17 protein-coding genes and 1 other RNA gene are annotated in these 23,925 nt (G+C 32.8%); 7 read left to right on the top strand and 11 right to left on the bottom strand.

Translation table 11 applies throughout. From position 1 onward, the window contains the following. Positions 1–99: 99 nt before the first annotated feature. The 4 genes from EDB96_RS08465 to EDB96_RS08450 all read right to left on the bottom strand — a co-directional run bounded on the left by EDB96_RS08465 (position 100) and on the right by EDB96_RS08450 (position 8,979). Positions 100–2,166: a beta-N-acetylhexosaminidase gene (locus tag EDB96_RS08465; protein ID WP_134140139.1), complete on the bottom strand. Its 2,067-nt coding sequence runs from the start codon at positions 2,164–2,166 to the stop codon at positions 100–102. 151 nt (positions 2,167–2,317) lie between these two features. After that, positions 2,318–4,255, bottom strand: a complete 1,938-nt coding sequence (gene nagB / locus EDB96_RS08460) for a glucosamine-6-phosphate deaminase (protein WP_057116469.1) — start codon at positions 4,253–4,255, stop codon at positions 2,318–2,320. A gap of 106 nt (positions 4,256–4,361) precedes the next feature. Further along, a complete protein-coding gene (locus EDB96_RS08455) occupies positions 4,362–5,927 on the bottom strand; it encodes a RagB/SusD family nutrient uptake outer membrane protein (protein ID WP_057116470.1) in 1,566 nt (521 codons plus the stop codon). A 10-nt stretch (positions 5,928–5,937) separates the two neighbouring features. After that, positions 5,938–8,979, bottom strand: coding sequence for a SusC/RagA family TonB-linked outer membrane protein (locus EDB96_RS08450; RefSeq protein ID WP_134140138.1), 3,042 nt, complete (start codon positions 8,977–8,979; stop codon positions 5,938–5,940). A gap of 274 nt (positions 8,980–9,253) precedes the next feature. On the opposite strand from EDB96_RS08450, the gene EDB96_RS08445 reads away from it, so the two are divergent. The 3 genes from EDB96_RS08445 to EDB96_RS08435 all read left to right on the top strand — a co-directional run bounded on the left by EDB96_RS08445 (position 9,254) and on the right by EDB96_RS08435 (position 12,641). Next, entirely contained in the window at positions 9,254–10,306 is a 1,053-nt protein-coding gene (locus tag EDB96_RS08445; RefSeq protein WP_057116472.1) for a sensor histidine kinase, read from the top strand. Beyond that, positions 10,296–10,997, top strand: coding sequence for a LytR/AlgR family response regulator transcription factor (locus tag EDB96_RS08440; RefSeq protein ID WP_057116473.1), 702 nt, complete (start codon positions 10,296–10,298; stop codon positions 10,995–10,997). Before EDB96_RS08445 ends, EDB96_RS08440 begins: the two co-directional genes overlap by 11 nt. 174 nt (positions 10,998–11,171) lie before the next feature. After that, entirely contained in the window at positions 11,172–12,641 is a 1,470-nt protein-coding gene (locus EDB96_RS08435; protein ID WP_057116474.1) for an MFS transporter, read from the top strand. Between the two features lie 137 nt (positions 12,642–12,778). Here the strand turns inward: EDB96_RS08435 and EDB96_RS08430 are convergent, their stop codons facing one another. From EDB96_RS08430 to ffs, 5 genes are all read right to left on the bottom strand, one after another. Then, a complete protein-coding gene (locus tag EDB96_RS08430) occupies positions 12,779–13,273 on the bottom strand; it encodes a hypothetical protein (RefSeq protein ID WP_113679374.1) in 495 nt (164 codons plus the stop codon). A gap of 90 nt (positions 13,274–13,363) precedes the next feature. Further along, positions 13,364–14,020, bottom strand: coding sequence for a fructose-6-phosphate aldolase (fsa, locus tag EDB96_RS08425; protein ID WP_057116476.1), 657 nt, complete (start codon positions 14,018–14,020; stop codon positions 13,364–13,366). 307 nt (positions 14,021–14,327) lie between these two features. Then, positions 14,328–14,534 carry a hypothetical protein gene (locus EDB96_RS08420; protein ID WP_057116477.1) on the bottom strand — a complete coding sequence of 69 codons (207 nt, stop codon included), beginning with the start codon at positions 14,532–14,534 and terminating at the stop codon, positions 14,328–14,330. Between the two features lie 4 nt (positions 14,535–14,538). Beyond that, complete coding sequence (locus EDB96_RS08415; RefSeq protein WP_057116478.1) at positions 14,539–15,342, bottom strand: SDR family oxidoreductase; 804 nt, start codon at positions 15,340–15,342, stop codon at positions 14,539–14,541. A gap of 159 nt (positions 15,343–15,501) precedes the next feature. Continuing rightward, positions 15,502–15,599, bottom strand: an RNA gene (gene ffs, locus EDB96_RS08410) — signal recognition particle sRNA small type. A gap of 88 nt (positions 15,600–15,687) precedes the next feature. Between ffs and EDB96_RS08405 the strand changes: the two genes are divergently transcribed. Together EDB96_RS08405 and hutI are read left to right on the top strand one after the other, a co-directional pair. Beyond that, positions 15,688–16,737 (top strand): glutaminyl-peptide cyclotransferase, encoded by a 1,050-nt coding sequence (locus EDB96_RS08405; RefSeq protein ID WP_134140137.1) that lies wholly within the window; start codon positions 15,688–15,690, stop codon positions 16,735–16,737. A gap of 132 nt (positions 16,738–16,869) precedes the next feature. Next, positions 16,870–18,108 carry an imidazolonepropionase gene (gene hutI / locus EDB96_RS08400; protein ID WP_134140135.1) on the top strand — a complete coding sequence of 413 codons (1,239 nt, stop codon included), beginning with the start codon at positions 16,870–16,872 and terminating at the stop codon, positions 18,106–18,108. Between the two features lie 173 nt (positions 18,109–18,281). Here the strand turns inward: hutI and EDB96_RS08395 are convergent, their stop codons facing one another. Further along, positions 18,282–19,160 (bottom strand): hypothetical protein, encoded by an 879-nt coding sequence (locus tag EDB96_RS08395; protein WP_057116481.1) that lies wholly within the window; start codon positions 19,158–19,160, stop codon positions 18,282–18,284. 98 nt (positions 19,161–19,258) lie between these two features. Between EDB96_RS08395 and EDB96_RS08390 the strand changes: the two genes are divergently transcribed. Beyond that, positions 19,259–20,296 carry a formimidoylglutamase gene (locus EDB96_RS08390; protein WP_057116482.1) on the top strand — a complete coding sequence of 346 codons (1,038 nt, stop codon included), beginning with the start codon at positions 19,259–19,261 and terminating at the stop codon, positions 20,294–20,296. A 135-nt stretch (positions 20,297–20,431) separates the two neighbouring features. Then, positions 20,432–21,682 (top strand): DEAD/DEAH box helicase, encoded by a 1,251-nt coding sequence (locus tag EDB96_RS08385; RefSeq protein WP_057116483.1) that lies wholly within the window; start codon positions 20,432–20,434, stop codon positions 21,680–21,682. Here the strand turns inward: EDB96_RS08385 and EDB96_RS08380 are convergent. Then, entirely contained in the window at positions 21,679–23,862 is a 2,184-nt protein-coding gene (locus EDB96_RS08380; protein WP_057116484.1) for a response regulator, read from the bottom strand. The genes EDB96_RS08385 and EDB96_RS08380 overlap by 4 nt on opposite strands. Between the last annotated feature and the right edge of the window lie 63 nt (positions 23,863–23,925).

The raw sequence follows: 23,925 nt of genomic DNA, 5'->3' as shown, positions 1-23,925 counted from the left end.
TAATTACCTCTGCCAAATAATTATGGCAGAGATAATCACCACTCTTAAAAAAACATTAGCAGCTTTAAAAACGTACTAAATACTAATTCAAATCCAACTTTAAATTAATTTCTTCAAACTCTCATAAACAGATAATTCTACATCTGCATGATCTTTTGTGTTGCATTGTTCTATTAAACCTTTTAGATCTGCTGTCTTTAATGTCGATTTATTATCTAAAACCAATAATAATTCTTGTGACGCATCATTTAATTTTTTTGACAAAGGCAGTAATGGCTGTACTAATGGAGCATTTGCACTTAGTTTTGTCAGCTCCTGATGTACTGCAATCCATTTTGTAAAATAGGCTGCTACTTTAGCTTTATTATCTGCCGATTTATTTGCTAAATATTGATTTACAGCCGCGTTAAATCCTAAAGCATCTTTGGCATCTGGTCCGCATGCATCTGCAAATAAGGTAAATGGAGAATACATTTGATATTCCGTTCCGCCTTTGTTACGTGTATATCCTTTTAGCGGTTCAGTAACATTTGAAAATTCTTCAAGCGCTTTAATATCTTGATTATTGGCAATATTTCTTAAAATCACATCTTTATTTCGAATATGTGTAAGTCCTAATTCTTCTAATCTGAAAGAAACCGATTCTAAACGTTTACGCATATTCTCTACATCGGCAACATCTTCTGCAGACCAAAGTCTTTCTGCAATTGCAGCTGTTCTTGGCCAAAGTCTAGAGTCTATTGTTGTAGAGGTTACTAATTCTGTCCACATTGTAGCTTCTCCGCCAAGGATTCTAGCCTTTTCTTCTGCGGTTAAATTCGCTCCTTTTGGCATTGGATCATTTAAATAATGACTTGCAATTGGATACATCAAATCGATATAATAACCATTTGATAAAACTGTTTTATAACCTTTTTTTACCGCGTCTACCAAAGACTGTCCAGCCGCCATTCCTTCGTTTGGACCTCTCCATGAATGTACAATAGCTTCTTTAGATAAATCTTTGGTTAAAATTTCTTCCCATCCCATTAACTGTTTTCCGTGTTTCTTTAACATTGGAGCCAGCTGCATCGTGAAATAGGTTTGTAACTCGTGATTGGTTTTTAAGTTGTGTTTCTTTTTAAATTCTTGAATTTTAGGGTTTGCATCCCAATCTTTTCCTTCGTTTTCATCTCCTCCAATGTGGAAATAAGCCCCTGGAAATAACGGACAAACCTCATCAAAAACTTCACTTAAAAGTTGGTATGTTTTAGGATTTGAAGGATCTAATGTAGGCGAAAAAATACCAGCATTTCTTTCAATTCCATAGGTAGCGATTGCTGTACCTTGAATATTTTTTTCGGATGTCCCTCCTGTCAAAGTAATTACTTTACTTCCTATTTCTGGATAAGCTGTTAAAATTGCTGATCCGTGACCTGGAACATCTATTTCTGGAACTATTAAAATACCACGCTCATCTGCGTATTTTACGATATTTTTAATTTCCTCTTGTGTGTAATAAAGTCCATCCGAAGCTAATTCGGTAAACTTTGGGTGTTTTTTCATTTCGATTCTCCAGCCTTGATCATCAACCAAATGCCAATGAAAAACATTCATTTTCATGGCTGCCAAAGCATCAATATTTCTTTTGATAACATCAACTGGCTGAAAATGTCTTGAAGCATCGATCATTAAACCTCTCCATGTAAATCTTGGAAAATCTGAAATTTTTGAAGCTGGAAAATAAAACGAAGTTGAACTGTTTTGAAGTATCTGCAATAATGTCTCAAGTCCATGCAAAGCTCCTAAATCACTCGAAGCATTTAAAATAATTTTATTTGAAGCAATATCTAAATGGTAACTTTCATCTTCATATAAACCAATTTTACCATTTTTTGTACAATTGATCTGCAATTCTGCATTCGGAACTTCATTTAATTTGGAAATAAAACCTTGTTCAAAAAATATACCTGTTCTACCATCTAAACGACGCAAAAAACGAGTTACTCCACCAAAAATTCTTGGATTTGGATTACCAGTAATGTTTACTTTAAAATTTTTAGTCAAATTAAAATTACCTTCATTAATAACAACGTTCTGAGGCCAAGGCATAAGATTGAGCTGCTCTTTCTGAATTTGAGCACCTGCAGATATACCTGCAAATAATAGTACAAATAGATATTTCATTTTTCTTTTTTTTTGGTTTGGATAGTTTTTAAGTATCCTAAATTTATTAAAAAAACAAAACTCAGACAGATTTCTGCATTACCTCACTTTTGCGATGAGACCAATCTGAATTTTGTTATTTGATTCATTTTTAAATGAATCGGAAAAAATTTTAGTAATCAAAACGTTTAAAAGCTTCTATTGCTTCATATTCAGCCAAACCTAATTCATCGTATAATATGGCTGTATTTTTGTTTCGATCTTCTGCTCTAACCCAGAATTCCCTAGAATCATTTCCTTGAAACATAACCCTGTCTTTTTGAGACTGATGGTATAAAATCGCATGGCGTTTTAATAAAACTTCTGAAGGGCTTAATGGAACGGCCATGTCAATTTCATGAATATCCCATTCGTGCCAAGCTCCTCTGTAAAGCCATAACCAGCAATCGTCCATGTAAGGCTCATGTTTAAGTTCTTTTAACGCAGCGAATATCGCATTTAGGCACACCTCATGAGTTCCGTGTGGATCTGCAAGATCTCCAGCAGCAAACACTTGATGTGGTTTTATTTTAGCAATAATATCTTTTACAATGGCAATATCTTCTGGACCTAATGGATTTTTCTTAACCTGTCCAGTTTCATAAAAAGGAAGATCTAAAAAGTGTGTATTCTCATCTTTCAACCCAATATATCTTGTTGCAGCATAAGATTCTCTTCTTCGAATAAGTCCTTTCAGTTTTCTAACTTCAAGAGAATCAATTTGATTTTCTGATTTATTGTTTAGAAATTTAATTACTTCTTTAAAATTGATATCAGATTCACCTTTACCAATAAAATCACTGGCAACTTCTGCAAATTTTAATGCTTCGTCATCTGTAACGGCAATATTTCCTGAAGTTTGGTAAACCACATGAACATCGTGACCCTGCTTGATTAATTTTGAAAATGTTCCTCCCATAGAAATAACATCATCATCGGGGTGCGGACTAAAAAGAATTATTCTCTTTTTTGCAGGATTTGCTCTCTCCGGACGATGCGAATCATCTGTGTTTGGTTTTCCTCCCGGCCAACCAGTAATAGTGTGCTGCAAAATATTAAACATATTGATGTTCATATCATAAGCAGAACCTTCCTGTGCCAAAAGATCAGACATTCCGTTATTGTTGTAATCACGGTCAGTCAATTTTAAAATAGATTGTTTTGTTTTTTGACACAACCAAACAATTGCTTTACTTTTTAATTCAGGTGTCCAAAGACATTCGCCCACTAACCAAGGCGTTTTAAAACGGGTTAGTTCTGAAGCTGCAGACTGATCTAAAACGAAAGTTGCGTTTGGATGATTTTGTAAAAATGTTGCTGGAACTTCTGAACTGATATCTCCTTGAATAGTTCTCTTAATGATATCGGCTTTGTTTTGTCCCCATGCCATCAAAACAATACGTTTTGATCTCATAATGGTTGAAACTCCCATTGTAATGGCGCGTTTCGGTACATTGTCAATACCGTTAAAAGCTGATGAAGCATCTACTCTCGTGATATGATCCAGTGTAATAATTCGGGTTCCAGAATTGATATGCGAACCAGGCTCATTAAAACCAACATGCCCTGTACGTCCAATTCCTAAAAGTTGGAAATCAAGACCGCCTGCATTTTTAATATTCATTTCATAATCGATACAATATTGATTGATTTCGTCAATTCCTACTGTACCGTCTGGAATATTAATATTCTCGGGTTTAATATCAATATGATTAAAAAGATGCTGATGCATGAAATAGTGATAGCTCTGATTGTTCTCTTTAGTCATCGGATAATATTCATCCAAATTAAAAGTAATTACATTGCTAAAACTTAGTCCTTCTTCTCTGTGCATTCTCACTAGTTCCTCATAAACTTTAATAGGCGAAGAACCTGTAGCAAGACCTAAAACGCAAGATTTATTTTTTTCCTGTTTAGATCTAATTAGCTGCGCAATTTCCTGTGCCACAATTACAGAAGCTTCTATTGAGCCTTTGAAGATTTCGTTATGAATTTTCTCAAACCGAGTTTCCTCAAATTTTCCCGCGCTTTTGTAACTGATATCAGGTTTTATTTCTAAAGCACTTTTCATTTCTTTTCTTTTTTTGTAGTAATTACCATTTTGGTTTTAAGAATGGTATAGACAACTTTCGCCGCCTATACCATACTACTAACCAAACTCAATATCTTTGTTTTTTTTAGAAGTTTGCTTTATCAACATCCCACCAAAGTCTTGTAGCTCCATTATCTGGACCGCCAAGTTTACTTAAACCAGATTCGATACCTTCTTTATTATTGTTAATTTCTGATTGTGAAAAACCTAATCTACGAACTCCTAATTCAGTGCTTATTAAACCACCACTTTTATTATTGGTAATTCTAAACAATTTTGGATAACCAGTTCTTCTGAATTCTGACCAGGCTTCCTGACCATCAGGATAAGTCGCAATCCATTTTTGAGTAATAATTTTCTCAAGATTTTCCTCATTAGTTGCTCCCCACGCGACAGTAACTTTAGAAACAGCTGCTGCGTTGTTGGCTGCATTAAGCGGATCAACATAATCTTTAGGTTTTTTAGTATTGTCTGCAATATAAGCAGCTGCTCCTTCAACACCATTTTGGTCAAAAGATGCTTTTATACCAGCTTCATATAAATCTTTAGCAGTTCCTCCCATGTTCCAACCTCTTAAAGCACCTTCAGCTCTTAAGAAATAAACTTCAGATGTTGACATCCATGTAATTTCTCCTGTTTTAGTTCTTGAGGCAGTTTTAGAAAATTTACCATAAGTCGTTCCTGTTGGATAAACAATACCTGTTCTAACTCCTTTGTATTCCCCTGGAGTAACTTCAGAAGTCTCCCAATATTTAGCCATACGAGGATCTTCATACCCTCCTAAAATAGACTCCATATCTGCTCCCATAAATAAACCAGCCCAAGCGTGGCTCATTACATCGATCACATTTAAATCTACTGGAGACTTAACTTTCATAAGATCTGCAACCGTTGTGAAAACACCAATAGGATTATTTACTGCTTTTTCTGCTTCTGTTTTTGCTAGTGCAGGATCTACTTTTGAGATACGCATTGCCATTCTTAAACGAAGAGAATTCGCATATTTTACCCATTTCTCATAGCTTCCTTCGTAAGTAGATAAATCTGTTTCATCAAACGATGTTTTTTCATTAGCCGCAATTCTTTTAGACAATTCCGCAACTGCGAAATCCAGATCTTTAAACATCTGAGTGTAAATTTCCTGCTGAGAATCGTATGTCGCTACTTCACTTCCAAATTTAGAGTAAACTGCAGGTCCATACATATCCGTAATTCTCTGCATTGTAGCCGCTTTAAATATTAAAGACCATGCATAAAACTGATCAAATTTACCTTTAGATCTTTGCTCTACTTTGTATAAATATGCAATAATGTTTACATAAGCGTCGTCCCAAGCATAACTGTTCCATCCAACATTTAGAGCATAATCATGATTATTAAATGCTCCAAAAGGAACTGGTGTAGTCATATAACCAGACCAACCATCTGCCTGCAAACTTTGCTGCAATTGATATTGCCAAGTTACATCACAAATATACATTCTGTTAAAAGCAGGTTTAAACAAGCTTTTTATACTATTATAATCTTGATCTAATTGCTCTGTTGTAGCCCCAGTGGGATTTGTATTAATCTCCTCAAAATTATCTGTACAACCTACAGCTGCTAGTAAAGAGAAGCAAATTGCTGTTTTTTTAAATTTATTTAGTGTCATGATAGTAAGATTAGAATGTTATGTTTAAATTAAGACCGATGTTTCTTGTTGATGGCATTCCAAAAACATCAACACCTTGTAATCCTTCTCCTGTACTAAGCGCCACATTTGGATCAAAAGGAGCTTTTTTGTAAATAAAGAATAAGTTTCTTGCAATCAACGAGATTGATGCAGATTGAACAAATGGAATTTTAGATTTGTTAAAAGTATAACCAATAGAAACCTCTCTTACGTTTACATTTGTAGCGTCATAAATATATTCTCCACTTACTCCATTTCTTCCTCCAACTGTATTGTAATATTCTTTTGCATCCATTGTATTTACAGGCGTAGTTCCGTCACTAGCTCTAACTCCATTAATTTTAACTCCTCCAGCGTTTCTCGCATCTCCAGAAGCTTTAGAAACTCCATTTTGATCATTTATAGCTTGAGTTAAACTTAAAACTTCTCCTCCAAAACGTCCATCTATTAAAATGTTTGCTGTAAACGCTCCGATCTTAAAAGTATTAGACCATCCTAACATAAAATCAGGATTTGCGTTACCAAGTTCTTCCCAGTCAGTTCTTTGAATTGTATTATCATCATTAACTAAGATTCTTCCTTGAGCATCTTTTTTAAAGTTATATCCTTCGATTACTCCAAATGGTCTTCCTTCAACTAGTGAATATCTGTAACTATTAGAACCTGGATCAGTTAAAACAATTCTTCCTTCTGCATTTTGAGCAGGGATATCGTTTACTTTACTCTTATTTTGAGAATAGTTGATTCTTGATTCCCAATTAAATTTCTCTCCTCTAATGATGTCAGCAAATAATACTACCTCAAATCCTTTGTTTGAAATGCTTCCTGCATTTATAGCATAATTAGTGTATCCATTCTCGTTTGTAGATTCTGCAGGAACTAACATATATTGATTTTTCGTTTCTGAATTGTAATATGATAATTCAAAACCAAATCTATTATTAAACATTCTCCATTCTGTACCAACCTCAACTTCTGATTTCAATTCTGGTTTTAATGTAGTACCAGGTCTTGGTCCAGCTGGTGGATTAATAGGTGTTCCTGCTACGATTGAATATGTCGGATTAGTGATAAAAGCAGCAATATCATTACCTACTTGAGCATATGTTGCACGAACTTTTCCATAGTTAATGAATTCTGGCATTGTAGCCATTTCACTTAAGATAGCTGTCGCACCAACAGATGGGTAAAAATAACTTGCATCATTTGTATTTACTAAAGTTGATGACCAGTCATTTCTTCCTGCTACGTCTAAGAACAAGTAATCTTTATAACCAAATGTTGCAGCAGCGAATAATGACTGAACTTCTCTTTGATAAGCAGTTTGAACGTTTCCATTATTATTTACGAAGTTTCCTAACGTGAATATATTTGCGTTTGCTAATCCTCCACCAATTCCGGAGTCAAGAACTACACCAGCACTTTTACCATTATTGATACTTGTACCAAGGGTCGCATTTAAAGAAAAATTATCAGATAATTTGGTATTTACTAAAGCCAATAAATCAGCATAGTTTTGAGTTGTAATTAATGTAGAATTAATATATCTTCCTTTAGGATGTACTAATGATGAAGCAGAAGTTGCAAACATGCGTTTTTGGAAATTACTTTCATTTCTATTATAACTATATCTAGAAGTCAAATGCAACCAATCATTGATTTTATAATCTAAAGCAATAGCCCCGTTAAAGAAATTGTTATAATCAACAGATTTTTGTTTATTAATCTGCCAATATGGGTTTTCATTGCTTTCATTAATTTGTGCAGTTTCAAAGCCTGGATAATTTTGAGCCATCCAGTTTTTCGATGGATCATAAACTTCATAGTTTTTCAAATCATTAAGACTGAAAGCTCTTGGATGTGAATAAACACCACTGATTGGATTAAAGTATAATCCGTTAACAGGTCTGTTATCAATAGTTTGATTAACATAATTACCTGTAACAGCAACATTTAATCTATCATCGAAAAATTTACCTGATTGACGAATACCAAAATTGTTCTTCTTCAAATGATTTCCTGGAACAATTCCTGAAGCATCAGTATTAGCATAAGTTAAACTTGTAGCAGAACCTTCAGAGGCTTTGGAAAAAGCCATAGAAGTAATTTGTGTAACTCCCGTTTCAAAGAAATCTTTTATATCACCTTCAACTTTTTGTTTAGCTCCCCAAGATCTTGAATCCCCAGGGTCTGAAGTATAATCTGATTGAAATTTAGGTAAGTATGCTGCAGAATCAAATGTAGTAACTGAATTTACATTAAAAGTTTCACTTCCAACTTTTCCTTTTTTAGAAGAAAGTAAAATTACACCATTAGCTCCTTGAGAACCATACAATACAGATGCAGCAGCTCCTTTTAGAACTGTCATTCCTTCATAATCGTCAGGATTAATTAATGAGACAATATCTCCACCGTCACGGTTACCTCCTGCTAAATCACCAAATGTACCATTTGGCTGTGCCGCTCCAGAACTAACCAATGGAATACCATCTATTACATATAATGGCTGGTTATTTACAAATGAAGAATTACCACGAATTACAACTTTTGTTGAACCTCCAGCTCCAGAAGAACTTTTAGTTACTGCAACACCAGCAATTTTACCAGCTACAGTATTAATTAGATTGGCATCTTTAACACGAGTTAATTCTTCGCCTTTCAACTCTTGAGCTGCATATGCTAAAGATTTTCTTGTCTTTTTAATACCTAAAGAAGTTACAACAACCTCGTTTAATGCATTTGACGCTCCTTGAACCAATTTTACATTAATAGTTGCAGCATCTCCTACAACAATTGTCTGAGTTTCCAGCCCTACATAAGTAAAAACTAAAGTCTGACCTTTTTGAGCTTCAATTGTGTACAATCCATCAAAATCGGTAGTAGTTCCCTTTTGACCTCCTTGCACTGCAACAGAAGCTCCTGGTAATGGCATACCATCAGAATCTGTAATCACACCCTTGACACTTTTTACTTGTGCAAGCGAAACTTGCGCCGTAAAAACAATCATAAAGATTAAGAAAATTTTTTTCATGTTTATTTTATTTTGTTAGTTATGAGGTAAAATTATTCTTAAGACATTGTTAAAAAAAATAAATTAAACCAACGACAACAAAATTTAAACCAACGACATAAATCATTCAATAATACGCTTTACGAAAACGTTCTAATTAAAAAATAAAACACCAATATCGTTTTTTTTCGAAATTTTATTCAAAAAAATTGTCGCTTTGCAGTTAATTGTTTAAAGTTGCACAATATTTCAGTATTGTTAAGAAAAACTAAAAACACAAATAGCTTAAAACCAATTGAAAGAAATTAGAAAAGTTAAATTTGATATTAAACTGCAAAATCATATTTGGTTTTGGGGAGTCTATTTTACATTAAACTTTTTAAGATGGGGAGCTTACTTTAATGATTATCCGTACGCTTTCAAATCAAATTTGATTGAATTCTCATTGGTTATCCCTTTAGTATATTTGAATTTATTTGTTTTGGTTCCAAAATATGTTCTTAAACAAAAATACATTCAATATACTGCATGGCTTTTAGTGAGTCTTTTTGGAATCTATTTATTAAAAACCGCCCTTACCTATTATATCATTTCCGAAAATATTTGGCCTGAAGCAAACAGAGAATACCATCCGTTTGAAATTAATCACATTGTAGCAGTTTGTATTGGTGAATTGTATGTTCTTGCAATGGCATCTTCTGTTTATCTTACTTTAACCTGGCTAAGAGAAAGAGAAAGAAACAGATCTTTACGGGAAAATCAATTTAAAATAAAATTAAAGTATCTTGAAAACCAGATTCAACCGCATTTTTTCTTTAATACTTTAAATAATTTATATGCACTTTCACTAGAATCTTCAAAAAAAGTTCCTGATGTAATTATCAAACTTTCGAACTTAATGGAATATGTTCTCTACGATGTAAAAGGAACTAAATTTGTTCCGTTAATAAAAGAGATCGATTATATTCAGAATTATATTGAAATCGAAAAACTTCGTTTTGAAAATGTTGAAGTAACTATAAATCTCGAATCGAATATCGAAGATGTTGTTGTGCCACCTCTAATATTTATCTCATTGGTAGAAAATGCTTTTAAACATGGTGGAGTAAACAACAAAAATTTGAAGATTAAAATCAATTGTAAAGTTATAGACAACAAAATCCTCGATTTTGAAATCTTAAATAATTTTGTAATTTCACAAAATCATAATCCGAAAAGAGGAATTGGTTTAGTAAACACAAAAAAGAGATTAAAACTAATTTACAGAAACAATTTTAGTCTTAAACACAAAACCAAACTAAATTTCTACATAATCAGATTACAAATACCTACTCAGAATGAAGATTAAATGCGTGTTAATTGATGATGAGCCTTTAGCGATCAAAGTCCTGCAAAATTATTTCACCAATTTTACAGATTTTGAAGTTATAGCAACATTCAATAACTCTTTAGAGGCGCTCGATTTTATTAACAGTACAGCTGTTGATGCCGTCTTTTTAGATATCAACATGCCTATGATGACAGGTTTTGAACTTATCAGCCTTATTGAAAGCAAAACTAAAGTTATCATTACAACTGCTTTTAGAGAATTCGCTGCTGAAAGTTATGATTTAGATGTTTTAGATTATTTAGTAAAACCTATTCCGCTTCCGAGATTTATTAAATGTATCAATAAAATTACTACCGAATACAATCTCAAAAACAATATTAAAGTTGAAACCACAAAAGGTGATTCTCATATTTTTATCAAAGTCGATAAAAAAATGATGAAAATTAATATTGAAGAAATTTTATTTGTGGAAGGAATGAAGGAATACATAAAAGTTGTCACACCGGATAAAACTTATATTACACATAAATCTCTTACATCCTTGTCTGAAGAATTGCCGGCAGATCGCTTTCTTAGAATCCATAAATCTTATGTAATTGCACTAAATAAGGTAAAATCTATCGAAGGAAACCGTGTTCAAATCCAATCTTATAACATTCCGATAGGCCGAAACTACAGCAAAGAGGTTAAAAATAAAATTTTAGAGTAAATATATTTATGAATTACATTTTCTAAACAGGTTAAAATTAACACTTTGTTGAAAAAAGAGTGTCGTTGGTATAAATTTAACATTATTTATACCTTTTTATTTTTTTTTGATAATCCTAACAAATATATTTACGGTCTTCAAAAAACAATAAAATAAAAAATTAACCTTATTATTATGAGTTCAGAAAATGTGCAAACCAAATGGGGGCAGTTTATCTCTTTGATAATCGTGTTCTTCTTTTGGGGTTTTGTTGGTTCTGCCAATGACATCCTGATTCCAGTATTCAAAAAAGTATTCACTTTATCTCAAGTACAATCACAATTAGTTGCGTGGGCATTTTATGCTGCATACTTCGTAGGATCTATTATTTTCTTTTTAGTATCCTTGAAAATGGACGTTTTACAAAAATTCGGATATAAAAAAACCCTTTCAGCTGGTTTGCTCCTTTCAGCAGTAGGATCATTTTTATTCATTCCTGCCGCAACAATGGAAAGTTTCCCTTTCTTCTTAACAGCTTTATTTACTGTAGGTTTAGGATTTTCAATACAACAAATTGTTGCTAATCCATTAGCTATTAAAATGGGAAGTCCTGCAACTGGAGCACACCGTTTAACATTGGCTGGAGGTATTAACTCTTTCGGAACAACAATTGGAGCTATTCTTTTAGGAATTGCTTTGTTTGGAATGGGAGATAATAAAAACACTACACTTTCATTAGAAGACATCAAATTACCTTTCATCATCCTTGGACTAGCATTTATTGTTGTAGCCGTTTTTATGAACTTCTCTAAAATCGAAGATCCTGAAAAAGAAGAAGTTGAAGTAGTTAAAACAGCACACGAAAAATTTAATATACTAGATTACCCACAACTTTATTTAGGAATGTTAGGAATCTTCATTTATGTTGGAACTGAGGTTACTATTATCAGTAATTTACCAGCTTTACTTCATACTGCAGAATTCGGAAACGTTTTAGAAGATGCCATTGCTCCATTCATTGCCCTTTATTGGGGAAGTTTAATGATTGGCCGTTGGAATGGTGGAGTTAACGTTTTCAACACTTCAAATCTTGTAAACACAGCATTGAAATTTATCGTTCCAGCTTTAGCATTTGGGGTTATTATTGGAGCAAATATCTTTGCTGCGCATGATGTTTCTTCATTCTATATTTACCCAATCTGGATCTTATTATTCATTGCAGTAAGTTTTGTAGGAGGTAAAAACGCAGGAAAAACTTTAATGCTTTTCGGAATCTCAGGATTACTAATGATGGTATTAGGATTAGTATGGCCAAACCCAGAAATAGCTAAATTCTTCTTTATTTCAGGAGGTTTATTCTTATCTATCATGTGGCCTTCAATCTTCGATTTAGCCATTGCAGGTTTAGGAAAAAACACAGGAAAAGCATCTTCTTTCTTAATCATGATGATTCTTGGAGGTGGTGTAATTCCATTAATTCAAGGAAGTATTTGCGACTTTGACATTTCTCACCCAGGAGGAATCTTCGGAATCACTTGGACACATTTCTCTTATATCGTACCGCTTTTAGGTTTTGCTTACCTAGGATTTTATGGCTATTACTGCCCAAAAATATTAAAAAGACAAGGTATCAACCACGTTGAAGGTGGCGGCGGAGGACACTAAACTTTATAAAAATCCAAATTTTTAAATTCCAAATTCCAATTTATAGTAATTGGGATTTGGAATTTTTATTTTAACCAATAGTAATCGACATTAATAACCTCAGAGCCTTAGCATCTTAGACCCTTAGTACCTTAATTTCACTTTGCATTAATAATATCGCTAAGATTCTTTTTAAAAACAGCTTTATTTTCAGCCGTTAATGAATAAACAACATCTTTATCCGCATGAACTATTACTTTGTTGATATCTGCCTTTAAAAGAGCTTCTGGGTCTTTTATTTTCAATGTGCATGCACCGTCAAAAAAACCGTCATCTTCAATAATCTTTCTGGCTTCAATAACAGATCCATCACTAAGAACTGCAGAAATAGTCATTTCTTTATTTAAAGTTTTCGAATAAAAACCATCCATAACCAAAAGCAGTCTATAACTGTTCTTCATTTCCGGACCTTTAAATTCGTGCCGCGTAATATTGTAACGTAGACCTTTAGCGAGGGTTTGAAATTTCACAGAAGAATCCAACTCGTAAGTTGCGACGTCGCCTGCATCGTTTACAGAAGTAATAACTTTTGCCTGAGCATTTACTGAAAAGCTAGCTGCAAAAAAAGACAACAATATCAATATAACTTTCATATTCAACTATTTAAGGTTCATATAAAAGTAAAAAAAATCGTCTCTTCTCGTTAGAAAAAAGACGATTTTAATTTTATAATTATTTGAGAATTATTTATTTCCCTTCTCAAAATCAGCTACGAACTGCGCTAAACCGATATCTGTTAAAGGATGTTTCAACAATCCGTAAATTGCAGAAAGTGGTCCAGTCATAACATCAGCACCAATTTTTGCACAATTTACAATATGCATTGTATGACGTACAGAAGCTGCTAAAATTTGAGTCTCGTAACCGTAGTTATCATAAACCTCTCTAATTTCCTGAATCAAATTCAATCCATCAGTAGAAATATCATCTAGACGACCAACAAACGGAGAAACATAAGTAGCACCAGCCTTAGCAGCTAAAAGCGCTTGTCCTACAGAGAAAACAAGAGTCACGTTTGTTTTAATTCCTTTATCAGAAAAATATTTTGCCGCCATAACACCTTCTTTAGTCATAGGAAGTTTTACAACGATTTGGTCATGTAATTCAGCAAGCTCCTCACCTTCTTTAACCATTCCGTCAAAATCAAGGGCATTAACTTCAGCACTTACATCACCTTCTACAAGATTGCAAATATCAACATAATGCTTTAAAATATTGTTTTTTCCAGTAATACCTTCTTTTGCCATCAATGATGGATTAGTTGTTACACCATCCAAAACACCTAAAGCTTGTGCTTCTTTAATTTGAGCTAAATTAGCTGTGTCAATAAAAAATTTCATAATTTATATTATTTAAATTGTGTTGATTAACTGGGCGTGACAACATTTATAAAAAAGTCGCACTCAACAAGATGCTAATGAGCGCCTTTTTTAAATCTCTCTGGACTATTCCGCTCCGCTCCTGCGGATCAGCTTCTATCCCTCACGCAAATTCAGCTGCAAAATTACGAAATCAATACCAATAACAATTTCAAAAACCAAATCAATTTGCAAATTTCATTAAAATTCACAAAATAAATTGCAAACAATAATTTTACTTAATTTTAAAAATCTGGCTTTAATGTTTCAAATTCGGCTAAACTTATCATTATAAACTCGCCGAAGAATTTTTTCTGTTTAATTCTTTCAATTCATCTCTAATTTCTTCAAGCACCTTTAGAGTATCTTCTTTATAAACTTCAGAATTATTAATCTTATCGCTTAAAGAACTTAAAATCCTGCGAATTACAAACCAAATAAACAGAAAAATTAAAACAGCAAAAATAGTAGGCAAAAACTCTGAAATCTTATCCATAGTATTACAATTTATAATGATTCATTAACATTTTTTCGTACATCTTATCTGGAAGAGCACGTTTTAAAACGATCGAAAACTTCTGCATAAAAGCACCAACTTTATAATGCACGTTTGGCTTTTTGGTCTGAATAATTTTGTAAACTGCCTCAGCCATTTCATTCGGATTACTTCCTGCGTCAACATGATCATTCATCGTTGCCAAAACCTCTCCGTAAACTTTTTCGTAAGCAGAATCTTTAATAACTGGCGCATGATAACGGCCAGCAGCAATATTTGTAGCAAAATCTCCAGGCGCAACATTGGTAATTTCAATTCCAAAAGATTTAACTTCCATTCTTAAAGCTTCAGTAATCAATTCTAAAGCCCCTTTTGATGCCGAATAAACACTTCTGTATGGAAGTCCCATATAACCTGCAATAGAAGTAATATTTATAATAAGTCCAGAATTTTGTTTACGCATTTGCGGTAAAGCAGCTTTCATTACTTCAATTGGTCCAAAAAAATTAGTCTCAAAATTATTTCGGATTTCCTCAGTCGGAATTTCTTCTAAAGGCCCTGTTATTCCAACTCCAGCATTATTTATAACAATATCTAATCTACCAGAAGTTTCAATAATTTTAGAAACTGCTTTCTGAATAGAATCAGAATTTCGTACATCTAAAGCCACCAAAGGGAAAACTGAATTTAAAACTTTCTCAGGATTTCTGCTGGTTCCATACACAACGAAACCTTTTTGATGTAAAAATTCACCAATAGATTTCCCAATCCCTGATGATCCTCCGGTAATTAAAACAACTTTGTTCATTTTGAAAAGTTATGAATTATGAGTTTTGAGTTATAAGTTATGAGTTGGTTCATTGAGGTAAACTTTCAACCTCTAACTAATAACTTTTAACTTTACGAAGTCCCAAAAATAAAAAAATCCTCCTGATAAGGAAGATTACAAATTAAATTTATTCTAAAAAAATGGCAAGCGACCTACATCGCACCGCTCAACCACGTACCCTTGCTATGTTCCCATCCTGGGGGAGTCTGCAGGAGCTGGTCGTGTAGGACTTGCCGGTGCAAATATACAACCTTTTTATATTTTTGCAAGACCTTTGTTGCTATAAAAATATCGTTGTATATTGGCTTATTCAAATTTTAAACTATGAAAAAATATAACTTCCTAACTTTCATTTTATTAGGAATCACATTAATTGGATGTGGAGACACAAAAAAAGGTGAAAATTCTTTGTTTACTATCGATGATTCTGCTTTTCCGGCTCATTTTACGCAAAAAGAATCAGTTTCAATTGGAATTTTAAACCCAAATTCGAAAGAAATTGACAGTATTGCTTACTTTGTAAATGATAAAAGAGTAGGAAGCACAAAAGGTGCTGAGAAATTTAAATTTGATTTAAAAGAACAAAAACTAGGTTATCAATACTTAAAAGCTACTGCCTATTTTGGCGGCGATTCTTCAGATGCTACTAAAAGAATTGAAGTGATTTCTGATATTGAACCAAAACTATTAAAATACAAAGTAGTAAATACTTTTCCCCATGATACTACAGCATTTACAGAAGGTTTAGAATTTCATGACGGAAGACTTTTTGAAAGTACAGGACAAAAAGAAGATTCTTATTTTAGAGAAGTAGACTATAAAACAGGAAAAGTGATTAAACAAGTGGATCTTCCTAAAGAATATTTTGGAGAAGGAATCACTTTTTTCAATGGTAAAATCTACCAACTATCATGGCAGGAAAAAACTGGTTTTATTTATGATGCCAATACTTTTAAGCTAGAAAAAACCTTTAAATACGATAAAGATATCGAAGGCTGGGGAATGACACATGATGATAAATACATTTATCATTCTGACGGAACAGAAAAAATCTGGAAAATGGATCCAGCTACTCAAAAGTTGATTGACTACATAAACGTTTACTCTGGATCTGCAAAAATTAAAGCTATTAATGAGTTAGAACTAATCAACGGAAAATTCTATGTAAATGTTTGGCAGAAAGATGCGATTGCTGTTGTAAATCCGACTTCGGGAGCTGTTGAAGGAATATTAAATCTTTCAGATCTGCGCAAATCTATTAAAGCTAAAAATGCAGAAGTCCTTAATGGAATTGCCTATAATCCTGCTACGAAAACTATTTTTGTTACTGGAAAATACTGGGACAAAATTTTTGAAATAACAGTTTCAGAATAATTTTGAAATAAAATTTCAAAATTTTAATTTCAAAATCTAAACATGAATTTCACAGATTTCACGGATTAGTTCGTGATAATTTGTGAAATTTGTGCTTTTATAGACTTATCTAAATATAACAAACTCATATTAATGGTTACTTTAATTACCAACATACAAGAATTACTACAAGTTCGAGAAACTTCAATTGATAAGGTTTCAGGTTCTGAAATGGCTCAACTTCCAACAATTAAAAATGCTTTTCTAGTTTTAAAAGACAATCTAATTGCTGATTTTGGTTTAATGAAAGATCTTCCTGAAATTAAAGCTGATAAAATTATTGATGCTACGGGCAAAGTTGTTCTTCCTTCTTGGTGCGACAGTCACACGCATATTGTCTACGCAGGAAATCGCGAACAAGAATTTGTGGACCGTATTAATGGACTTTCGTATGAAGAAATAGCAAATCGCGGAGGCGGTATTTTAAATTCGGCTAAAAAACTCAACGAAACTTCTGAGGAAGAAATCTACGAGCAGTCAAAACTTCGCCTGGAAGAAGTTATGCATTTAGGGACTGGTGCTGTTGAAATAAAATCTGGATATGGGCTAACTATTGAAGGAGAATTAAAAATGCTTCGTGTTATTAAAAAACTGTCTGAAAATTATCCAATTTCAATTAAAGCTACATTTTTAGGAGCGCATGCTTTTCCAACGCATTATAAAGAAAATAAAGCTGGATATATTGAAGAAATCATCACTAAAATGATTCCAGAAATTGCTCAAAATAAATTAGCCGAATATGTAGATGTATTTTGTGAAAGCGGTTACTTTTCTGTGGAAGAAACCGAAAAAATTATGCAGGCAGGAATTCAATTTGGTCTAAAACCAAAAATTCACGTCAATCAATTTAATTCTATTGGCGGCATTCAGGCTGGTATTAAATTTAAAGCACTTTCTGTTGATCATCTTGAAGTTATGACATCAGAAGATATTGAAGCTTTAAAAGATAGCGAGACAATGCCTGTAGCTTTACCGTCTTGCTCTTACTTTTTAAGCATTCCGTACACTCCCGCACGTGAAATGATTAAAGCAGGCTTACCTTTGGCTTTAGCAACAGATTTCAATCCTGGTTCTACTCCATCTGGAAACATGAATTTTGTTGTTGCAACGGCTTGTATCAAGATGAAAATGACCCCAGAAGAAGCAATTAATGCTGCAACAATAAACGGTGCTTATGCCATGGGACTTTCAGAAACGCATGGAAGTATTACAAAAGGCAAAAAAGCCAATCTGATTCTAACAAAACCCATTTCTTCTTATTACCAAATTCCTTATGCCTTTGGAAGCAATCTTATAGAATCTGTTTTTGTTGAAGGAAAAATTCTAGAATAAACAATTATTCTTTTTAAAAATAAATCATTCCAAACATAACCCGTAGTTTCAACTACGGGAAACTTACAGTTCTCCGAACAGTGACAAAAACATTCAAATTTACCCATAAAAAAAGGCCTGTGAAAATCACAGACCTTTAATATCTAAGTGGTATTATATCCCTTTGGCAGAAATTATCTTAAACTGAAACTAGTTTTAGAAACTAATTCGTCATTATCAAAAATATTGATAAAGTAAGTTCCTTTAGCAAAATCTTTTCCTGGAAGATCTTCGCTCACGTTTACAGTTTTATTTTCATATTTCACAGTAGTTTTAAAACTGTAAGTCAATGAATTGTCACCGAAATTTTCAGTTTTCTTTTCACCTAAAACATTGTTCTTAGCATCGATAACTTGTACATAATACGTTTTATCTCCAGATTTTGCGATTTGATTTTCAGCAATTGTAAAACTAACTTTTAAAACATCAGCACGACTTGCTTTGTCTGTTTCAATTTGTTTACCAGAGCTTTTCAATTTATAAGCTGAAGTTTTTGTATTTAATACTGATAACTTCGCACCTTTTTCTACTGTTTTAGCCAATTCTTCGTTTTGACCAACTAATACTTCGTTATATTTCTTAGATTCTCCTAGAACTACAATAGTACTATCTCTTTGAGTAGTTAAAACACCATTTTGTTTTTTCAACTCATCATTTTCAGCAACTAAAGTTTTCATTTTACTCTGCATTGCCTGAACTTGAGATCTGTATTTAGAAACATCTCCTTTAGACTTGTTTAAATCATCCATTAAAGCAACTACTTTATCTCTCTCTTGGATTAATTCGTCAGACATAGAAGTGTTTTCAGCAATTGCAGCATCATAAGTCGCTTTCAGCTCTTGCAAATCTTTCATAACAGATTCTTTCTCTGTCAAAGTTGTTGTAAGTTCTGTTTTAACTACATCTGTATCAGATGATAATTTAAAAATATACACTAAGCTACCAATCAGTAGGACTGCTAAAACTGCGATTATCGCCTTTAGACTTGAATTGTTGTTCTTTGGGTTTTCCATATTTAAATAATTTTCTTTAATAACAAATTTAAGAATTAATATAAGGTAATAACGTAAGTTTCTACAATTATATTATTTTTGGAAAATAAATTTTTTTCATGGAAAAACTAATCCCTTTCACTATAAATGATTTAGCAAAAGTCACAAATCATCGAAGTGGTGAAATAAAGTTCGGAGAAAAAATGATTGTCATTCCATCTGGAGTTGATAAAATCAATTTTTTAAAAGAAAGTGAAGCTAAATATGTTCTTCTTGGAATTCCTGAAGATATAGGCGTACGTGCCAATTACGGAAGACCTGGAGCTGCTTCTGCATGGCAGAGCGCGATAAAAAGTATTGCCAACATTCAGCATAATCGGTTTTGTAAAGGAAGCAACATTATTGTTTTAGGACAGATTAATGTTGCTGACGAAATGCGTGAAGTCGAAAATCTTGATTTTAATGATATCGATGATCGTTCAAAATTAAGTCAGCTGGTTGAAAAAATTGATAAAGAAGTATCTCATATTATTTTTACCATAATTAAAGCTGGAAAAACGCCTATTATCATAGGTGGGGGCCACAATAATGCTTACGGAAATATTAAAGGAGCGGCTTTAGCCAAAGGAAAACCTATAAACGCAATAAATTTTGATGCACATTCTGATTTTAGAATTCTTGAAGGACGTCACAGCGGCAACGGATTTTCATACGCTTACGAAGAAGGGTTTTTAAAAAAATATTTCATTTTTGGACTTCACGAAAATTATACTTCAAAAAGTGTTTTAGATATAATTAAAAAACTAGAAGACCGAGTTCGATATAATACTTATGACAGTGTAAACATTAGAAAAGAAAAAGATTTCAATCGAGAAATGATTGCCGCTTTAGATTTTGTTAAAAATGATGCTTTCGGAATTGAAATTGATCTTGATGCAATTCCTAACATTGCAAGCAGTGCCATGACAATTAGCGGTTTTTCTGTTGAAGAATTGAGACAGTTTGTTTCTTTTTTCGCCGAACATAAAAACGCTGCTTATCTGCATGTCTGCGAAGGAGCACCAGATTTAGACAATTCGCCTAATAATAATTTAATTGGTAAATTAATTGGATATTTAGTAACCGATTTTATCAAAGCAAACATCGAAAAAGATTAATTAATCGACCAAATAAAATTCTAACGCGAAGCTGTTTTGCCAAATAAAAGCTAATTCAAACAAACGATTAACCGAATAAAACTATCTTTGCACGGCATTTTAGTACTTAAAACTAAAATACTTAATACCTAAGATATGTTATTCGAAGATTTATCACTTTCAAAAAGTATACAAAAAGCCGTATTTGAAGAAGGCTATTTAAATCCGACACCAATTCAGGAAAAATCTATTCCGATAGTTTTAGCAGGTCGTGATTTAATTGGCTGCGCGCAGACAGGGACAGGAAAAACGGCAGCATTTGCTATTCCAATCATACATCAATTACATAGAATTGTCGGTTCATCAAAAAAAGCGAAACAAATTCGTGCTCTTGTAGTTACGCCTACACGTGAACTAGCGGTACAAATTGGCCAGAGTTTTGACACTTATGCTAAATATACTAATTTAACACAGCTGACAATTTTTGGAGGTGTATCTCAAAACCCTCAAGTTGAGGCTTTAAAAAATGGAATCGATATTTTAGTTGCGACTCCAGGACGTTTGCTTGACCTTCATAAACAGGGTTTTCTAGATTTAGACCATCTGCACACTTTAGTGCTCGATGAAGCAGATCAAATGCTGGATATGGGTTTTATTAATGATGTCAAAAAAATCGTAAAACTTACACCAAAGAACAGACAAACTTTACTTTTCTCTGCTACAATGCCAATTGCAATTCGCGAACTGGCAGAAATGTTTTTGCAGGATCCAGAAAAAGTAGAAGTATCTCCTGTTTCATCAACAGCCGAAAATGTAGAACAACGCATTTATTTTGTAGATAAAACTGAAAAAAGAAACTTGTTGTATAGTTTAATTAAGGAAGAAAATTTATCAAATGTGCTTGTTTTTTCAAGAACAAAACATGGTGCTGACAATGTTGTTAAAGCGCTTCGTAAAAAAGATATTCCAGCAGAAGCCATTCACGGAGACAAATCTCAGAATGCAAGACAAAGAGTTTTAGACGCTTTTAAGAATAAAGAAGTTGGTGTTTTGGTTGCTACAGATATTGCGGCTAGAGGAATTGACATTGAGCAACTGCCGTATGTGATTAATTTTGATTTACCGAATATCCCAGAAACTTATGTTCACCGTATCGGTCGTACAGGTCGTGCAGGAAATGGCGGAATTGCAATTTCTTTCTGCGGAAAAGATGAACTTCCATATTGGAAAGATATTCAGAAATTAATTAAAGTTGATGTAAAAACAATCGCAGATCACCCTTATCAATGGCAGTCTGGAAGTCCTGAAGCTGGAGAAAAACCAAAAAATTCTTCTAATAGAAGCGGTGGAGCTCATAAATCAAGAAAATCAAATACTTCTAAGAAAAACAAAAAACGCTGGTACTAAACAGCGTTTTTTTCTTTTATAAGGTAATTGATTATCTTAAATAATTTGACTGGTTCAAAAGGCTTAATTATAATATCATTCATTCCAGACGAAAGTGCTTCATCGGTAATTTCATCTTTGTCAAAAGCCGTTAAAGCAACAATTGGAGTTTCTATTCCTGCCAGACGAATTCTTTTTGTCGTTTCAAAACCATTCATCAAAGGCATATTGATATCCATTAAAATCAAATCAAAGACTTCGTTTTCAAGAATTTTAAGCGCTGCATAACCATCATCAACCACTTTACAGATATAATTATTTTTCTCAATAATCTTTTTCGTCACCAGCTGATTGATCAAGTTATCTTCGACCACTAAGATTTTATAAACTTCATTTGAGGTTAAATCAACTTCGATTTCATCGATAATGCTTTTCGTTTTAGCCAAATCATGTTCAAAACCAATTTCAAACGAAAATGAAGTACCTTTTCCTAGATCACTATCCAAAGTAATAGTACTTCCAAAGAGTCCAAGAAGTCTTTTTACAATACTAAGTCCTAATCCAGTTCCTTGATAATCTTCATCCTTTCTCCCAACTTGAACAAATTTTTCAAAAATCTTACTTTGGTCCACAAGGGCAATTCCTACACCATTATCCTTAATTAAGAAATGCAGGTAATTCAGTTTTCCTTCAACCCTGCTTAGTTTTACTATTATTTCGACTTGTCCATCTTTAGTAAACTTTAGTGCATTACTCACTAAATTCATTAAAATTTGAGCCAGTCTTAATTTATCACCAATTAAATATTCTGGGATTTCAGGATCTATGTCTATTGAAATTCTATTGTTGTTTTTTTGGGAAAGAAAAGAAAGTGAGTTTTTTATAACTGTGATTTCATCTGAAATATTAAATGTCAAATTTTCAAGTACTACTTTATTTTCTTCAATTTTATTAATCTGCAGAATATCATTTACCAAAGACAGTAAATATCTGGCAGAAAATTTAAGCGAACTTAGGTGCTGGCTTCTAGAAATTTCTTTATGTTCTTCTAATAACATATTGGTAATTCCAACCACACCATACAGCGGAGTGCGTAATTCGTGGCTTATAGTCGAAATAAATTGTGTTTTGAGCAAAGATGCCTCCTCTGCAATTTCTTTCGCCTTTAGAAGCTCTAAATTATGTTTTTTCTTAAATCGAATATTCTTAACTAAAGTGATGATTAAAAACAGAAGTATAAAAGAAATCAAAATAAAAAGAATAACGATGATCCTTGATTTTTTAAGACTTTGAGACTGCTCTACTTTTTCACTTTCAATTTTATCAATCTGCCTTTTATATTCATCTAACTCAAGCCCCATTCCCGCAATCGAAGCTTTTTTTAGTTTCTTTTCGTTATATAGTACTTCCGAAATTTTATTGTGATTCACTAAAGCTTCATAAGCCTCTTTGTGCCTTTTAATTTTATTTAGAAACTTCGAATATTCTAAATAAACATTCGATAAATCTGTTTTTTCTTCACATGTTTTTCCTGCTTCAATAGCACTTAAAAAATAAGTATTAGCCGCATTATTATCGTTTTTGTAACTTAAATAAATCGCATTAAGCATATCTACGATAACTTCTGTAGATCCGTCGCTATATTTGTTTTTTGTGCTGTTAATGTATTTTAAAAAAAGATATCCCTGATCGTAATTTTTAATATCAAAGTATGCCCAGGTAATATTTACATTTGTAAAGTAAACTTCTTTTAAATCATTAATTTTCAAACCATAAGCTACAGATTTTTTATAATAACTAATACCTTTGTCAAATTGTTTCTTTTCGAAACAATACATGTTCCCCAGATTATTATAGAGGTTGCATTTTAGAGAGTCGTTATTTGTTTTATTGGCATAATACAAGCTTTTTTTATAGAAGAAAATCGCTTTATCAAAGTCTGATAATTCATTATAGTTAGCTGCAATAATATTATAGGAACGAGAAATGAGGCAATAGTCTTTTAGTAATGTTGCAGAATTTAATGCCGCTCTAGAAATTTTTAGTGATTGCTCAAAATTAGATTCCCGAAAATTTAAAAGTGCTTTTTTAACCAGCTTATCGATCTTAGGATCTTTATTACAATTAGATTGAGAAATTGCCGAATTGGCGAAGCAATTCAGACCAAAGAATAGAAGTAAAAATATCCGTATTTGGGGCATTAATCGGCTAGTTTTATCAAATATACACTTTAAAATAAAAAAAAGCTGTATTTCATAAAAAAA

The organism is Flavobacterium sp. S87F.05.LMB.W.Kidney.N (genome assembly GCF_004366435.1).
Classification (GTDB): domain Bacteria; phylum Bacteroidota; class Bacteroidia; order Flavobacteriales; family Flavobacteriaceae; genus Flavobacterium.
Note: the sequence above shows the minus strand (reverse complement) of the source record. Positions and strands in the feature narration are given on the sequence as shown.

Bases quoted from the DNA above. Each gene is read 5' to 3' on its own strand.
- EDB96_RS08465 (WP_134140139.1), bottom strand. From the start codon at position 2,166: ATGAAATATCTATTTGTACTATTATTTGCAGGTATATCTGCAGGTGCT.
- nagB (WP_057116469.1), bottom strand. From the start codon at position 4,255: ATGAAAAGTGCTTTAGAAATAAAACCTGATATCAGTTACAAAAGCGCG.
- EDB96_RS08455 (WP_057116470.1), bottom strand. From the start codon at position 5,927: ATGACACTAAATAAATTTAAAAAAACAGCAATTTGCTTCTCTTTACTA.
- EDB96_RS08450 (WP_134140138.1), bottom strand. From the start codon at position 8,979: ATGAAAAAAATTTTCTTAATCTTTATGATTGTTTTTACGGCGCAAGTT.
- EDB96_RS08440 (WP_057116473.1), top strand. From the start codon at position 10,296: ATGAAGATTAAATGCGTGTTAATTGATGATGAGCCTTTAGCGATCAAA.
- EDB96_RS08435 (WP_057116474.1), top strand. From the start codon at position 11,172: ATGAGTTCAGAAAATGTGCAAACCAAATGGGGGCAGTTTATCTCTTTG.
- EDB96_RS08430 (WP_113679374.1), bottom strand. From the start codon at position 13,273: ATGAAAGTTATATTGATATTGTTGTCTTTTTTTGCAGCTAGCTTTTCA.
- fsa (WP_057116476.1), bottom strand. From the start codon at position 14,020: ATGAAATTTTTTATTGACACAGCTAATTTAGCTCAAATTAAAGAAGCA.
- EDB96_RS08420 (WP_057116477.1), bottom strand. From the start codon at position 14,534: ATGGATAAGATTTCAGAGTTTTTGCCTACTATTTTTGCTGTTTTAATT.
- EDB96_RS08415 (WP_057116478.1), bottom strand. From the start codon at position 15,342: ATGAACAAAGTTGTTTTAATTACCGGAGGATCATCAGGGATTGGGAAA.
- EDB96_RS08405 (WP_134140137.1), top strand. From the start codon at position 15,688: ATGAAAAAATATAACTTCCTAACTTTCATTTTATTAGGAATCACATTA.
- hutI (WP_134140135.1), top strand. From the start codon at position 16,870: ATGGTTACTTTAATTACCAACATACAAGAATTACTACAAGTTCGAGAA.
- EDB96_RS08395 (WP_057116481.1), bottom strand. From the start codon at position 19,160: ATGGAAAACCCAAAGAACAACAATTCAAGTCTAAAGGCGATAATCGCA.
- EDB96_RS08390 (WP_057116482.1), top strand. From the start codon at position 19,259: ATGGAAAAACTAATCCCTTTCACTATAAATGATTTAGCAAAAGTCACA.
- EDB96_RS08385 (WP_057116483.1), top strand. From the start codon at position 20,432: ATGTTATTCGAAGATTTATCACTTTCAAAAAGTATACAAAAAGCCGTA.
- EDB96_RS08380 (WP_057116484.1), bottom strand. From the start codon at position 23,862: ATGCCCCAAATACGGATATTTTTACTTCTATTCTTTGGTCTGAATTGC.